Raw genomic sequence first — 14,959 nt, forward strand, 5'->3', positions numbered from 1 at the left:
CATGATCCGGCTTGAAGGACCCCGCGCCTTCACCACTCCGTCGCGCGCGCCCAATGGTGTCGCGCGGCGGACGGTGAAGACCGCCAAGCGCTGGCTGTACCTCTTTCATCGTTGGCTAGGTGTGGCGACCTGCGTGCTCTGCGTCATGTGGTTCTTGTCGGGCCTCGTGATGCTCTACGTGCCCTTTCCGAATTGGAGTGATCAGGAACGCATCGCGGCACTTCCAACTGTCGATACGGCGCGTGTGAATGTCACGCCGGACGTCGCGTTGGCCAAGGCGGGAACGAACATCTACCCGACCGCCTTCCGGCTTGAAATGCTCGGAGAGACGCCGGTTTACCGCATCGTGGCAGGTGGCAAACACGTCGTGATTTCCGCAGAGACGGGAGACGAGATCGGGAGCGTCAGTGCAGAGGACGCCGCGCAGCATCTGTTCAAGGTCTTTCCTGGCGTCTCCCACCGCCTGATGGAGACGCTGGACCATGACCAGTGGACGGTGACACGCCGCTACGACGCGCACCGCCCGCTCTATCGCTTCGCCATTGATGATGGCCGGGGGACAATCGTCTATGTGTCCTCCCAAACCGGCGAGATCGTGCAGAACGCGACGCGGACCGAACGCTTCTGGAATTGGCTCGGGGCGATCCCGCATTGGATCTACTTCACGCCAATTCGCCGGGATCAGCAGCTATGGCGTCAATCCGTCATGTGGCTCTCGGGCCCCCTCGTCATAGGTGCGATCACAGGGCTCTGGATCGGCATTCTGAGACTACGCGTACGCAAACCGTACAAGGGCGGCCGCGTCACGCCCTATCGCGGCTGGATGAAATGGCATCACATCGGAGGACTGGTGGGCGGGATTTTCCTGACAACCTGGATCTTCAGTGGATGGCTCTCCGTCAATCCATTCCAAATGTTCACACGCACGCAAGTCACGCAGGAACAGCGGACGGGCTACGCTGGTTGGACGCCGGCGAGCACCTCAGGTGTAACACCCGAAGCCCTCAACGCTGTTGGCCGGCAGCAGCCCACGGACATTTCGTTTTCCTGGATCGGCGGACAGCCCTTCATAATCGCGCGCAATCACAGCACGACAGCACTCGCAGAGGCGAAAACCGGCGTCACAACGCAGATAGAAAATGACGTCTTATTAGAGGCGGCGCGCCACGTGCGGCCCAGGAACCAAATCGTCGAAACGGAAGTCCTCACCCAGGAAGACGTCTATTGGTATTCGCATCACCGACAACGACCGCTCCCGGTCATCAGGGCGATGTTCGACGATCCTGCGGCGACATGGTTGTTCCTCGATCCGGCGACGGGAGCGATCGCGGGCCTAAGCGACAGTAGCGGCAGGATATACCGCTGGTTGTTCAACTTCTTTCATGACTACGACCTGCCGATCTTGCTGCGCAACCAGCCCGCACGAGACATCATCATTTGGGTGTTGTCCCTCGCCGGACTCGTCATTTCGGTGTCGGGCATTGTGATCGGATGGCGAACGCTTAGACGCAGCGCAAAGCGCTCTTGACCAGGTGGCTGAGAGGGGAAGAACGCGGGTTAGCCCTAGTTTCCCGTAGTTGCGCCGACGGATTGTCTAACGGCGCGTACTGGCGCTATCGTCGCAAAACCGGTCGGCGCTTTGGCTCCGCTCCGGTTCGGAACGTTCGAAAGCCTCTAACCGCAGGAGACCACCTCATGAAGTTGAGCGCACGTAACGTGCTTTCCGGCACAGTCACCGAGATTAAGAAGGGTGCCGTGGCCGCACAGGTCAAAATCGATGTCGGTGGCGGCAACACCATTACCTCGACGGTCACGGTTGATGCTGTCGAAGACCTCGGACTGGCACCGGGCAAGCCGGTTAAAGCCGTCATCAAAGCCAGCGAGGTGATCCTCGGTATCGATAGCTAGAGTGCTCGGCTTTCCGATAAGAAGCCCTGGCAAAGCGTGTTAGCGCAGGCGGCCCGTTTCGTAATCGGGCGCACAAAGGGTGCGTCCGCCATCCAGGTCGACAAGGGACACGTTGACCCCATAGACGGTTTGCAATGCCTGCGGTGTAAGCACTGCCGCAGGCGGTCCTTGTGACATGAGGCCTCCGTTATGCATCAACGCGACGGTGTCCGCGACGCTGAAGGCATGATCGGGATCATGGGTGGAAAGCACGATGGCAAGGCCAAGGCCTTTGAGACGTTTGATTTCCGACAGCACGGTAACCTGATTGCCGAAATCCAAGCTCGCCGTCGGTTCATCCATGACGATCGCCGGAGCATCTTGCGCCAGGGCCCGCGCGATTAAAGCGAGCTGCCGCTGCCCACCGCTGATGCGTGTGTATTCCACTTCGGAAAGTTCATCGATGCCAAGCGCGCCCAAAGCTTCATGGGCCTTGCTGCGATCTGCGGGAGACGGCGCGGCGAAGAGACCGAGGTGGGCCGTGCGCCCCATCACCACCATATCGATGACCCGATAAGGGAATTGAGCGGCATGCGCCTGCGGTACGTAGGCAACACGACGTGCGATGTCGGCACGAGCGAGAGAGATGATTGGTTGCCCGTCGATCAGCACCTCGCCGGCTTGTGCCGGTAGCAATCCCAGCATTGTCTTGAACAATGTTGTCTTGCCACAGCCGTTAGGGCCTAGCAGGCAAAGGACCTCACCGGGAGCAATGCCCAAAGAGATGTCTCGGCCGACAGCGTAGCCCGGATATCCAGTGCCGAGCTCGCGCGTGACGATGATGGGTGTGCGAAGGGGAGCTGCTTGGTTCATGACCATCCGTCCCGGCCGCGCGCAAGCAACCAAAGGAAGAACGGCGCACCAATAATCGCCGTCAGAATGCCGAGCGGGATCTCCGTAACCGTGAGGGACCGCGCCACCGTATCGACCAAGAGCAAATAACCGCCGCCCATGAGCATGGAGGCAGGCAACAGGCGTTCGAAGTTCGGGCCCACGAGCATGCGGGCGAGATGTGGAATGACGAGACCGACCCAACCGATAACGCCAGAGATGGCAACGACACTCGCGGTCATGAGCGTCGCGGCAAAAATCACAACGAGCCTGAGTTTGCTTGAATCAACGCCGAGGGCCTTGGCCTCTTCATCTCCGAGCGAAAGGACGTTGATGCGCCAGCGCAGCAGGATGAGAGGAATGAGCGCGATGAGAACGAGCGGCGCGGCGTTGATAACGTCGGCATTGCGGATGCTGGACAAGCTGCCGAGCAGCCAGAAGACAATGGCCGGCAACTGATCGTAGGGATCGGCGAGGATCTTTAAAAGCGAGATCGCCGCACCCGTAAGGGAACCCACAACAACCCCGGCCAGCACGAGCACCAGGAGCGGCTCACGCCCCCGCACCATGCTGGCAATGAGATAGACCACGCCAACAGTGGCCAGCCCCATTGCAAACGCCGAAAATTGAATGGCCCATATCGGCAACGAGAAGAAAATACCGATGACGGCACCGAGCCCGGCGCCCGATGAGACGCCGAGAATGTCCGGCGAAACGAGCGGATTCCGAAAGAGACCTTGATAGGCAGCACCGGCCGCGGCGAGAGCCGCACCCGCGAGAACACCCGCAAAGACCCGCGGCAGCCGGATTTCAAATAGAACGGTGTCCGTGGTTCCGATAGGATCTTGTCCGGTGAGCCAACGCCATATGGCGGCGAGCATCTCACCAAAGCTGATGGGATAAGCACCTGTGGATGCCGCCACGGCGATCAGGACGACGAGCAAGCCCGTCAATCCGAACAAGATGGCGGTGGGATGCTCGCTCAGCGTGCGCCGGCGTTCGAGGGTGCTTGTCCCTTCGACCATTCGATCAGCGTCTCCAATTCGGCATCGCTCAGATCCACGTGGTAGAATAGCTTATAAAACTCACGCGTCATGGCGTTGAGATCGCCGCCGAGTTTGTCAGGATAGAAAAGACCCGCAAGCCATTTCAGGCCGATGACCCGATTGATTGACGGTGGCCGGTCAATCCACCCGAACGGTGCCACGGGACTGAGGTAGACTCGCCGACGCTCGACGGCTTCTATCCCCGACCACAACGGATCTTTGTAGACATTCTCGTAAAAGATCGGGTCCCAGGTGATGATGGTGTCGGGGTTGGCGACGATTACCTGTTCGATGGACGCGCGCACGATGCCGCGCTGACCGGGCGCGTCGGCAACGTTCCGCCCGCCCGCACGTTCGATGATTTCAGTATTGATTGATCCTTTGACGCCCGTCTCAAGTCCATCCGGGCCACGGGCTAGATAGACGCGGGGACGATCGCTCTCGAGTATGGATGCGATTACAGAATCAATCTCGTTGAAAGTTTTCTCAACATAACTGGCGAGTGTTTCGGCGCGCTCCTCAACGGCGAGGATTTTGCCGAGCAACCGCAAGGATGCGGGAGTCGCAGCAAACCGTCCATCGATCAGGGCATACGGGATGCCCGTCTGCGACTGCACTGCGTTGGCAAGCGAGATGTAGGTGTCCCGCACCGAGCCGAAATCAAGAATGAGATCGGGCTTTACGCGCAAAACGACTTCGAGATTGGCCGTGCCGCCTCTGCCCGTAAGGCGCCCGAGTGCGGGAAGGTCGCGAAAAGGCTCTGCAACATAAGGAGCCTCGGCCGGACGCAACGGGTTTGGCCAGCCGGTCATTTTCTCCGGAGCTAGGACATAGAGTAAAATCGAAGCCGGGGGCCCCGCCGCGAAGACCTTGGTGATCTGCTCCGGCACATTGATGGGGCGCCCACCGGAATCGACAAGCTCGCGCGCCAAAGCGCTTGAGCCTGACAGCCAAGCCAGAGCGAGAAAACAAACCTTGAGCTGGCGGTATATCGACACGAGCGACCTGCTAGTTGGAATGCACGGGGGAGAGTAGCCGCGCCGTGCGTTAAAGCAAACCGCACGCGCGGCGCTACTTGCCGGCTGGACGCACATCATCTCCCTTGCCAAATCCATACTCTGCGAGGATCGCTTGCGCGTCCGGGCCGAGAATGAAGTTGGCAAGAGCATCAGCCTCCGCGGGCGCTGAAGCCATTACAGCAAGACCATAATCAGCACCGACAGCCAACGCGTTCGGGATATCGACAATGACGAGCGAGGGCGTGTCTTTCTTAGCCAGCACTGCATTCGTGCAGTAGGTCAGAAACAAGTCGGCTCTGTCTTCAGACATAACCCACGCATAGAGGTGCCGACCTTCTGGTGGTTTGGCGGAGTCGGGTCCACCGGTCAGCTTCAAGGCCTTGCTTTCAAGCTTGGCCTGAGCACCTGCCTTAAGAGGCTCGGCCTTGGCAAACAGCGCAAAAGCATAGTCCCCTGACGGGTCCGCTTTCGGTGTGGAAGTCCCGACACGAACCTTTTCGTCAAGCATCGTGTCCAGAAGGGTCTCCGAGGTGACTGCGAGACCGGGCTTCACGAGAGCACAAAGCTGGTTGCGGGCGAACATCTTCACAGAGCCGGATATCTTTCCGGCTTCGGCGAGCTTTTTGGGATGAGCCATATTCGCCGATGCAAAGACGTGCGCGGGCTCGCCCTTTTCGATGCGCCCCCGCAGCAAACCGGAAGGGCCGAACGTCGTTTTAACGCTCTGCTGTCCGCCGGACTTTTGCTCGAAAGCTTTCGCGACATCCGTCAGCGCGGCCTTCAGGCTCCCCGCCGCGTAGAGATTGATATCTTCAGCGGAAGTCACGGCCGTGGTCCATCCCGCGAAGACGGCACTCAGCACCGCAACCTTGAATGCGCATCCGCATTTCCCATACCCTCGTTCAGCCACCGCCGTATCCCCTTGCATGCTGCATTTTTAAGTATTCTACGGTTTGGACGACGCAATGCAATAAATCATAGATAAAGATGCAAATTATGCAGCATCGGGGCGCTGTTCACCCGGGATTTCCGCTCAACGAATGAGCGTGCGCGCGACACAACCGTCACCCCCGGGAACGCGTGAGGTCGTCACCGTTCAATCGAAGGCCCGTGCGCCGGGACCGTGGAGATGGGCTTCGTCGTCGGGATTACGTAACGGGCACTGCTTTAATGACAGGCAGCCGCAACCGATGCAGCCGTTCAAGTCGTCACGGAGCTGGGTCAGTTTTGAAATGCGGTCATCAAGCTCCTCTTTCCACCGCGCGGATAACTTCCGCCAGTCTTGAGCTGTAGGCGATCGGTCCGCAGGCAGGACTTTTAACGCCTCGGAAATGGCAGCCAACGGGACGCCGGTGCGTTGCGCCACCTTGATGATGGCGACGCGGCGTAGGACATCGCGAGAATAGCGGCGCTGATTGCCCGTCGTACGCCAGCTCGTGATCAGCCCCTTCGACTCATAAAAGTGGAGAGTAGACACCGCGAGACCGCTACGGTCGGCGACCTCTCCCACGGAGAGATCTTTGGCGAGACCAGAGTTTGTTTTGCTTGCCATTTTTTGCTTTACCTCAAGTATGCTTGAGGTTTTATAGAGGGGCTCCGGATTGTTCAATAGATCGGGAGCACGCATGTAATGGAAGCGAATTTGGATCTCGGCGCGTACTTTAAGCGCATCAATTATTCCGGGCCGGACACGCCCTCCCTCGAGACGCTGAGAACACTGCAGGCCAAACACACTGCAGCTATCGCGTTCGAGAATCTCGATTCATTTCTCGGCCGTCAGGTCTTCCTGAATATCAGCGCGCTCCAATCCAAACTCGTTCATGGAAGACGCGGCGGATACTGCTTCGAGCAGAATACGCTCCTTGCAAGTGTGCTCAAATCATTGGGATACAAGGTCCGCGGGCTCGCGGCGCGGGTCCTATGGAACCAGCCGCCTGGCACTGTCGTCGAAAGAAGCCACATGTTGCTGTTCGTCGAAGTCCAAGAGACGCCGTACATTGTGGACGTCGGTTTCGGCGGCAATACACCGACAGCGCCGTTGCGGCTTGAGGCCGATATCGAGCAATCCACTCCAAACGAACCGTTCCGACTGACGGAAGCTGAAGGTGACTGGATTCTGGAGCTATGGGACGGTCGAGAGTGGAGATCAATCTATCGGTTTGATCTTCAGGGACACTATCCGCCCGACTACGAGGTCTCCAATTACTATGTCTCAACGCATCCAGCGTCTCCGTTCAGACGCCGTTTGATCGCATCTCGGCCGATTCGTGGCGTGCGCTATGCTCTCGCCAATAACCGCCTGACCCTGCACCGGTTCGGTCAAGAGCCGGAGCGGCATTTCTTGGAAACAGTGAACGAGATGCGGCACGCGTTGGAGACCATTTTTCTTCTCGCTTTGCCGAGGTATCGGGAACTGGATGAGGCGCTTGCAGGCGTTCTCGACAGTTACCCCTGACAGGAAGGGACCGGTCTCTGGACCAACCTTGATCTCTACAACGTTTGATACATGACGTAGGTGTCGACAAAGCCAAGCGTCGGGTGGTGGAAGGCGGCGGGAAGAGTTCCGACGATCTCGAAGCCGTGACGCAGCCACAGAGCGACCGCACGCGTATTGGTGCTCACCACAAAGTTAAACTGCATGGCCCGAAAGCCGAGAGCCTCAGCGTGTCGCAACGCATGCGCGCACATGGCTCCAGCGACACCGCGTCCGGTAGTATGACTATCGACCATGAACGCACAGTTGGCGACGTGCGCACCCCCACCCATTTGGTTCGCGTGGAGATAGTAAGTCCCAAGAATCTGGTCTTCGTCCTCCGCAATAAACACGTCGTGTCCGGGCTGGAGCCAATAGGCCAGGGCTTCATCTTGGGTCCAGTCGGCGGGCAAGGCGTAAGTCTCACCAGCGCGCAACACAGGTTCAATGATGCACCATACGGCGTCGCTGTCAGCATGCGTGTAAGGACGGATAATCATCGGCTGGCTGCTAAAGAACTCGGAGGAAGTCGGCAAGAGAGAAAGTATGACTGAGCTGAGCCTCGGAGAACATTCTTGTCAGTCGGATGACAGCCGTTATCATCCGGGCGGGAAGCGAGAGCTGATTTTCGCTTTTTGGCAGAGATAGTTCTGTCCGGGCTGATAACAACTGAGAACACATGGCAGCCAAAGCGCAAAAGCCCGTCAATGACGACAATGCCGAACTAAGTGCGTTGATCAACGGTGAGCCGTTGACGGGGACAGCGCGTGAGGCGTTCTTCGAGACTCTTTTTTCTCGTCGATCAGTAGCGCCGAAACGGCTGGGTGCACCCGGACCGTCGCAAGACGAACTCGAACTCATCATCGCGGCAGGCTTGACTGCTCCCGACCATGGCCCACTCCGTCCGTGGCGTTTTCTGCGAGTGCCCGACGAGCGGCGTGCGCATCTTGCGAATCTTTTTGCGGAAGAAAAGCGACTCTATCAGCCCGAGGCCACAGAGGCCGAGGTTGAAGCAGAACGCGCGCGCGCCTTTAACGCGCCTACACTCATCGCACTTTTGGTCGACATTACAGAGAACCATCCCAAGGTGCCGGTCCATGAGCAGTACATCTCTTTGGGAGCTGCGGCAGCCAATATGCTTCTCGCCTGTCACGCGATGGGTTACGGCGCCATGATGACCAGCGGGCGCAAAATCGATACGCCGACACTTCAGCAGGCCTTCTGCAAAAAGCCCTCAGAACGGCTAATCGGCTTCCTCTCAATTGGAACAGCAATGCGCCCGCCGAAGACACGAGTGCCCGTCACGCGCGAAGATCACTTCGAGGACTGGACCGGCTGACACGGCGCCCCACCAGGGGGCGATCCGAAGACGACCTCAAATCAAAGGCACAACCATAAGGTGCGAGAAAGCATGAGAATTCGCCATGTCAAGGCCAGCTGGCGGCCGAAATATCGTATGCATAAATTTCAAAACAGACTCATAAAAATGTAATTCACACATAGACAGAGTAAATTTTGCACGACCGTTGAGGTTGAGCTATGGTTGCTCCATAGGCTGAAGCCGCCGCTGCAGATCGGTTCAACGGAACCCGGATAACGGCTCAGCACCACACGGATGCCAGGGCAGCTACGGCCGCCCCCTCTAGGTCGCATGATCGAAAAACTCGAATTATTGCTGCATCTCGCCCGCGAGCGGCATTTTGGTAGGGCTGCGCAGTCCGCCGGCGTGACTCAGCCGACGCTCTCGTCCGCCGTCAAAAGTCTTGAAGATCAGTTTGGAGTGCTCCTCGTCGAGCGCGGATCACGCTTTCAGGGCTTCACGCCGGAGGGGCAGCGAATTCTAACCTGGGCGCGTCAATTGTCCGGCGACGCTCGGGCGATGCGCCAGGAGATCGAAGCGCTGCGGCGCAACTTGTCCGGCGAGCTGCGCGTTGGGGTCATCCCGACAGCCTTGCCGATCATGACGAGGTTGACGCTGCCATTTCGCGAGCGCTGCCGTGACGTCCGCCTGAGAATTACCTCGATGGCGTCCGTTGAGATTTTGGCGACGCTCGATAATCTCGAAATTGATGTGGGCATTTCATATTTGGATTCCGAGCCCCTGGGGCGTTTCAAAGGAATGCACCTTTACGAGGAGCGCTATGCGCTGCTCACTGCTCCTGACGGTCCTTTCGCAGATCGCGACTCGGTAGGTTGGCTTGAGGCTGGCAGCCTGCCGCTCTGCCAGTTGTCTTCCGACATGCAGAATCGCCGCTTGATTGAACGCCATCTCCGCGATGCCGGTGCGAATCCCACGTGCACGCTCGAATCCAATTCGATGCTAATCTTGTACGCCCACGTGAGGACGGGGGAATGGGCCAGCATCATTCCTGTATGTTTTGCTGAAGAAATGGCCCGTCCGGGCCGCTTGCGGGCAATCCCGATCGTTGAACCGACGATCACACACTCGATCGGCTTGATTCTGCCGAATCGCGAGACCCACACCCCCAACGTCAGCAAGTTTCTTAGGGTCGCCGAGCGTGTCTTCGCGCGTGCGGACGAGCTGCATCCGGCTTGACGCTGTGGATTGCTGCGACGCAGCATAAGAAATCGTAACGCACAGTATAAGCATGGAAAAATGGAACGATAAGCATGTGCAATCGCACAACGGAACAGCTCTATTGAAACTTAGAACCATCCCAAACAAGGTCGGACAACGCAAATTCTGGAGATAAAAGAATGCCCCGTCACGATGCCTGGAACGAAAGCGAGACGCTCGCAATCGTCTCCCGTCACGCGCACCGAGAAGGCCCACTTCTCCCAATCCTGCACGAAGTCCAAGAGACCTTCGGTTGTGTGCCCGAGGCTGCTGTTCCGGTCATAGCCCAAGCGCTGAACCTATCGCGCGCTGAAGTGCACGGATGTGTCACATTTTATCATGATTTCCGCGATGCGCCGGCGGGTCACTACGTTCTCAAGGTGTGCCGGGCTGAGGCCTGTCAAGCGATGGGCTGCGAATCGCTCGTGAAAAAGGCGGAAGACCGCATCGGCGTTGCGTGCGGTGAGACCACCCCCGATGGCCGCGTCACGCTGGAAGCCGTCTATTGTCTGGGGCTTTGCGCAACGGCGCCGTCCGCCATGTTCGATGGCCGTTTGATTGGCCGTCTCGATGTCGAAAAACTCGAAGCAATTCTCGGCGAGGCCGGCGCATGACAAAACGGATTTTTATTCCGCGCGATGCCGCGGCCGTCGCCTGTGGAGCTGATGACGTTGCGAAGCGTTTCGCATTGCTGGCTGAGCAGGCGAAAATAGACGTCGAGATTGTGCGCAACGGTTCGCGCGGCATGTTGTGGTTGGAGCCGCTCGTCGAGATAGAAGATCAGGGCAAGCGTTACGCGTTTGGTCCAATCGCCCCGGCCGACGTTGATGGCCTTGTCGCAGAACTCAGCCAGGGCGCGGCAGCCGCAGGCATCAAGACGTCGAAAGCGCTGGGTCTGACGGAGGAAATTCCCTTCTTTAAGCGTCAGACACGGCTGACGTTTGCGCGCTGCGGGATCACGGATCCTGTCTCGCTCGCAGACTATAAAGCACATGGCGGATATGAAGGACTCGCAAAGGCGCTTGCGTTGGAGCCCTCAGGCATTATCGACGAGGTCAAGAAATCAGGCTTGCGAGGGCGCGGCGGCGCGGGGTTCCCAACGGGCATCAAGTGGCAAACGGTCCACGATGCCAGGGCTGATCAGAAGTACATCGTCTGCAATGCTGACGAGGGCGATAGCGGAACCTTTGCGGATCGCATGATCATGGAAGGCGATCCCTTCGTCCTCATCGAAGGCATGACGATCGCCGGTATCGCCGTTGGGGCGACCCGCGGCTATATCTATCTGCGCTCTGAGTACCCCCACGCAGCGACAGCGCTGAACGAAGCGATCGACGCGGCAAAGGCAGCGGGTTACCTCGGCCAGACTGTTTGTGGCTCGTCCCACGCTTTCGAACTCGAAGTACGCCTCGGCGCGGGCGCCTACGTGTGCGGTGAGGAAACCTCCCTTCTGGAAAGCTTAGAGGGCAAGCGTGGTCTTGTGCGTGCCAAGCCCCCGCTTCCGGCGCACGAAGGCTTGTTTGGCAAGCCGACCATCATCAACAACGTACTATCCTTGGCGGCCGTACCTTTCATTCTTGCCGAGGGTGCGCAGGCCTATGCGGACTTCGGGATGGGGCGTTCGCGCGGGACGATGCCCATCCAGCTTGCCGGAAACATCAAGCAGGGCGGATTGTTCGAGGTTGCGTTCGGTATCACGCTGGGCGAGCTCGTCGAAGACGTCGGCGGTGGCACCGCTTCGGGCCGTCCCATCAAGGCCGTTCAGGTCGGTGGGCCGCTGGGCGCGTACTTCCCTCAGGACCTGTTTGATACGCCGTTTGATTATGAAGCTTTCACGGCGCGGGACGGCCTCATCGGCCATGGCGGCATCGTGGTGTTCGACGACACCGTCGACATGGCGCGGCAGGCCCGGTTCGCCTTTGACTTCTGCGCAATCGAGAGCTGCGGAAAATGCACACCGTGTCGGATCGGCGCGATCCGCGGCCGGGAGACCATGGACAAGATCATGGGCGGGCAGGATCGCGATAAGAACCTCGATCTGGTCGCGGACCTCTGCAACACGATGAAATTCGGTTCGCTGTGCGCGCTCGGCGGCTTCACGCCATATCCCGTTATGAGCGCCCTGACCCATTTTCCAGACGATTTTGGCCGTGCCCGCAAATTGCCGGCCGCAGCGGAGTAATGACAATGACGATCATCAAAGAAATCGACTATGGGACGCCTGAGTCGAAATCTGAAAAAACGGTGACGCTGACGATCGATGGAACGTCGGTTACCGTTCCGGAGGGAACGTCCATCATGCGCGCCGCTATGGAGATGGGAACCGCCATCCCCAAACTGTGCGCCACCGACATGCTGGAAAGCTTCGGATCTTGCCGTCTATGCCTCGTTGAGGTTGAAGGCCGTAATGGCACGCCTGCATCGTGCACCACACCTGTCGCTCCCGACATGGTCGTGCGGACACAGACACAGCGGCTCAAAGAGATTCGCAACGGTGTGATGGAGCTTTACATCTCCGACCACCCCTTGGACTGCCTGACCTGCGCCGCGAATGGCGACTGTGAGCTTCAGGATATGGCCGGCGCCGTCGGCCTGCGCGACGTGCGCTATGGCTACGATGGTGCGAACCATGTCTTTGAAAGCCAGTGTGGTTCCAAGAACGATCTGTTCATGGATAAGGACGTATCGAACCCGTATTTCGCGTATGACCCCTCCAAATGCATCGTCTGCAACCGTTGCGTACGCGCATGTGAGGAAGTGCAGGGCACGTTCGCTCTAACGATCTCCGGCCGGGGCTTTGATAGCCGCGTGTCGCCGGGCATGGACGAAGACTTCCTGTCATCCGAATGCGTATCCTGCGGCGCCTGCGTCCAGGCGTGTCCGACGGCAACGCTCTCGGAAAAGAGCCTTATTGAGATCGGCCAACCGGAACACTCTGCGGTGACGACATGCGCCTATTGCGGGGTAGGCTGCTCGTTTAAGGCTGAGATGCGCGGCGAGGAAGTCGTTCGCATGGTCCCCTACAAGGACGGCAAAGCGAACCGTGGCCATTCCTGCGTTAAGGGCCGCTTCGCTTACGGTTACACGACGCACCGCGATCGCATTCTCAATCCCATGGTCCGTGACAGCATCGACCAGCCCTGGCGCGAGACGACCTGGGAAGAAGCGATCGGACGCGTGGCTTCCGAATTCAAGCGCATTCAGGAAAAGTACGGAAAAGGCGCTGTCGGGGGCATCACGTCCTCGCGCTGCACCAACGAAGACGTCTTTCTTGTTCAGAAGCTCATTCGGCAGGGCTTCGGCGTGAACAACGTCGACACCTGCGCGCGTGTTTGCCACTCGCCTACTGGCTACGGCCTCAAGACGACGTTCGGTGAATCCGCCGGTACGCAGGACTTCGATTCCGTTGAACATGCTGACGTGGTCATGGTCATCGGTGCGAACCCGACCGATGGCCACCCCGTGTTCGGTAGCCGTCTGAAAAAGCGGCTCCGCGAAGGCGCTAAGCTGATTGTCGTTGACCCGCGGCGCATCGATCTCGTTCGCAGCCCGCACATTTCAGCGGAGCAACACCTGGCGTTGAAGCCGGGCACAAACGTCGCAATGCTGACGTCGCTCGCACATGTGATTGTGACCGAGAACCTCGTGAACGAAGAGTTCGTGCGTGCGCGCTGCGACTGGAACGAATTCACGGAATGGGCCGATTTCGTCTCTGCCGAAGCCAATTCACCGGAGCGGATGCAACAGTACACCGGTGTTGATCCAGAAGCAGTTCGGGCAGCCGCACGCCTGTACGCCACCGGCGGCAACGGCGCGATTTACTACGGTCTCGGCGTGACCGAACACAGCCAGGGGTCGACCACCGTTATGGCGATTGCCAACCTAGCGATGGCGACTGGAAACATCGGCCGTCCAGGTGTCGGCGTGAACCCGCTGCGTGGCCAGAACAACGTGCAGGGTTCGTGCGATATGGGCTCCTTCCCGCACGAGCTTCCCGGTTATCGCCACCTCTCGGACGAAGTGACACGTTCGTTGTTCGAGAAAACATGGGGCGTAAAGCTCAATCCCGAACCCGGTCTGCGCATTCCCAATATGCTCGACGCGGCGGTGGAAGGTACCTTCAAGGGAATCTACATCCAGGGCGAAGATATTCTGCAGTCCGACCCCGACATGCAGCACGTAGCTGCGGGGCTTGGGGCCATGGAATGCGTCGTCATTCAGGATCTCTTCCTGAACGAGACCGCGAACTACGCACACGTCTTCCTGCCTGGGTCTACCTTCCTGGAAAAGGACGGAACGTTCACAAACGCGGAACGCCGCATTCAGCCTGTACGCCGCGTAATGGCGCCCAAGAACGGCTATGCGGATTGGGAGGTCACACAGCTTATTGCGAAGGCCATGGGGCTGAACTGGGATTACCAGCATCCGAGCCAGATCATGGACGAGATCGCGCTGCTCACGCCGACCTTTAATGGCGTGAGCTACAAGAAGCTCGAAGAACTCGGTTCGATCCAATGGCCCTGCAATGACGAGCATCCCAGCGGCTTCCCGGTCATGCATACCGAGACGTTCACCCGCGGACAGGGCCGGTTCATGCTCACCCAGTACGTCCCGACCGATGAGAAGACGGGATCACGCTTCCCGCTCATTCTGACGACGGGCCGTATCTTGTCGCAGTACAACGTGGGTGCTCAAACGCGGCGCACCGACAACGTGATGTGGCATGAGGAAGATCGCCTGGAAATCCATCCGCACGATGCTGAACAGCGCGGCGTGAAGGAGGGTGATTGGATCACCGTGAGAAGCCGCTCTGGTGAAACGGCGCTGCGTGCGCTCATTACCGATCGCGTGGCACCGGGGGTCGTCTATACGACGTTCCACCATCCCCTCACACAGGCCAACATCGTGACCACCGACTATTCGGATTGGGCAACCAACTGTCCTGAATACAAGGTGACCGCGGTGCAAGTCTCGCTCTCCAATGGACCGACGCAATCGCAGGAGGAGTATCGCGAGTTCTCCGAACGCAGCCGCCGCGTCATGGCCGTGGAAGCCGCGGAGTAGC

The 14,959-nt window shown here is 58.8% G+C and carries 14 protein-coding genes; 8 read left to right on the forward strand and 6 right to left on the reverse strand.

The annotated features are described in order from the left end of the window. Nucleotide 1 precedes the first annotated feature (1 nt). Together YBN1229_RS12605 and YBN1229_RS12610 are read left to right on the forward strand one after the other, a co-directional pair. A complete protein-coding gene (locus YBN1229_RS12605; RefSeq protein WP_082101127.1) occupies nucleotides 2-1,528 on the forward strand; it encodes a PepSY domain-containing protein in 1,527 nt (508 codons plus the stop codon). Between the two features lie 167 nt (nucleotides 1,529-1,695). After that, complete coding sequence (locus YBN1229_RS12610) at nucleotides 1,696-1,908, forward strand: TOBE domain-containing protein (RefSeq protein ID WP_046479012.1); 213 nt, start codon at nucleotides 1,696-1,698, stop codon at nucleotides 1,906-1,908. Between the two features lie 39 nt (nucleotides 1,909-1,947). Here the strand turns inward: YBN1229_RS12610 and YBN1229_RS12615 are convergent, their stop codons facing one another. The 5 genes from YBN1229_RS12615 to soxR all read right to left on the reverse strand — a co-directional run bounded on the left by YBN1229_RS12615 (nucleotide 1,948) and on the right by soxR (nucleotide 6,395). Further along, nucleotides 1,948-2,760, reverse strand: a complete 813-nt coding sequence (locus tag YBN1229_RS12615; RefSeq protein ID WP_046480613.1) for an ABC transporter ATP-binding protein — start codon at nucleotides 2,758-2,760, stop codon at nucleotides 1,948-1,950. Further along, nucleotides 2,757-3,803 carry a FecCD family ABC transporter permease gene (locus tag YBN1229_RS12620; protein ID WP_046479011.1) on the reverse strand — a complete coding sequence of 349 codons (1,047 nt, stop codon included), beginning with the start codon at nucleotides 3,801-3,803 and terminating at the stop codon, nucleotides 2,757-2,759. Before YBN1229_RS12620 ends, YBN1229_RS12615 begins: the two co-directional genes overlap by 4 nt. After that, nucleotides 3,761-4,822 carry an iron ABC transporter substrate-binding protein gene (locus YBN1229_RS12625; protein ID WP_046479010.1) on the reverse strand — a complete coding sequence of 354 codons (1,062 nt, stop codon included), beginning with the start codon at nucleotides 4,820-4,822 and terminating at the stop codon, nucleotides 3,761-3,763. Before YBN1229_RS12625 ends, YBN1229_RS12620 begins: the two co-directional genes overlap by 43 nt. Before the next feature lie 73 nt (nucleotides 4,823-4,895). Continuing rightward, complete coding sequence (locus YBN1229_RS12630; RefSeq protein WP_197540861.1) at nucleotides 4,896-5,753, reverse strand: molybdate ABC transporter substrate-binding protein; 858 nt, start codon at nucleotides 5,751-5,753, stop codon at nucleotides 4,896-4,898. A 186-nt stretch (nucleotides 5,754-5,939) separates the two neighbouring features. Further along, nucleotides 5,940-6,395 carry a redox-sensitive transcriptional activator SoxR gene (soxR, locus tag YBN1229_RS12635; protein WP_046480611.1) on the reverse strand — a complete coding sequence of 152 codons (456 nt, stop codon included), beginning with the start codon at nucleotides 6,393-6,395 and terminating at the stop codon, nucleotides 5,940-5,942. 78 nt (nucleotides 6,396-6,473) lie between these two features. Here soxR and YBN1229_RS12640 point away from each other — a divergent pair, with 78 nt between their 5' ends. Beyond that, nucleotides 6,474-7,298: an arylamine N-acetyltransferase family protein gene (locus tag YBN1229_RS12640; RefSeq protein WP_046479009.1), complete on the forward strand. Its 825-nt coding sequence runs from the start codon at nucleotides 6,474-6,476 to the stop codon at nucleotides 7,296-7,298. 35 nt (nucleotides 7,299-7,333) lie between these two features. On the opposite strand, the gene YBN1229_RS12645 is transcribed toward YBN1229_RS12640, so the two are convergent. After that, a complete protein-coding gene (locus YBN1229_RS12645) occupies nucleotides 7,334-7,816 on the reverse strand; it encodes a GNAT family N-acetyltransferase (RefSeq protein ID WP_046479008.1) in 483 nt (160 codons plus the stop codon). Nucleotides 7,817-7,995: 179 nt separating this feature from the next. Between YBN1229_RS12645 and YBN1229_RS12650 the strand changes: the two genes are divergently transcribed. From YBN1229_RS12650 to fdhF, 5 genes are all read left to right on the forward strand, one after another. Beyond that, nucleotides 7,996-8,655, forward strand: coding sequence for a nitroreductase family protein (locus YBN1229_RS12650; protein WP_052743919.1), 660 nt, complete (start codon nucleotides 7,996-7,998; stop codon nucleotides 8,653-8,655). A gap of 312 nt (nucleotides 8,656-8,967) precedes the next feature. Next, entirely contained in the window at nucleotides 8,968-9,873 is a 906-nt protein-coding gene (locus YBN1229_RS12655) for a LysR family transcriptional regulator (RefSeq protein WP_046479007.1), read from the forward strand. Nucleotides 9,874-10,034: 161 nt separating this feature from the next. Next, complete coding sequence (locus YBN1229_RS12660) at nucleotides 10,035-10,508, forward strand: formate dehydrogenase subunit gamma (protein ID WP_046479006.1); 474 nt, start codon at nucleotides 10,035-10,037, stop codon at nucleotides 10,506-10,508. Further along, nucleotides 10,505-12,076, forward strand: a complete 1,572-nt coding sequence (locus tag YBN1229_RS12665) for a formate dehydrogenase beta subunit (protein WP_046479005.1) — start codon at nucleotides 10,505-10,507, stop codon at nucleotides 12,074-12,076. Before YBN1229_RS12660 ends, YBN1229_RS12665 begins: the two co-directional genes overlap by 4 nt. A gap of 5 nt (nucleotides 12,077-12,081) precedes the next feature. Then, nucleotides 12,082-14,958, forward strand: coding sequence for a formate dehydrogenase subunit alpha (gene fdhF, locus YBN1229_RS12670; RefSeq protein ID WP_046480609.1), 2,877 nt, complete (start codon nucleotides 12,082-12,084; stop codon nucleotides 14,956-14,958). Nucleotide 14,959: the final 1 nt, after the last annotated feature.

Source organism: Candidatus Filomicrobium marinum, from assembly GCF_000981545.1.
Taxonomy (GTDB): Bacteria; Pseudomonadota; Alphaproteobacteria; order Rhizobiales; family Hyphomicrobiaceae; genus Filomicrobium; species Filomicrobium insigne.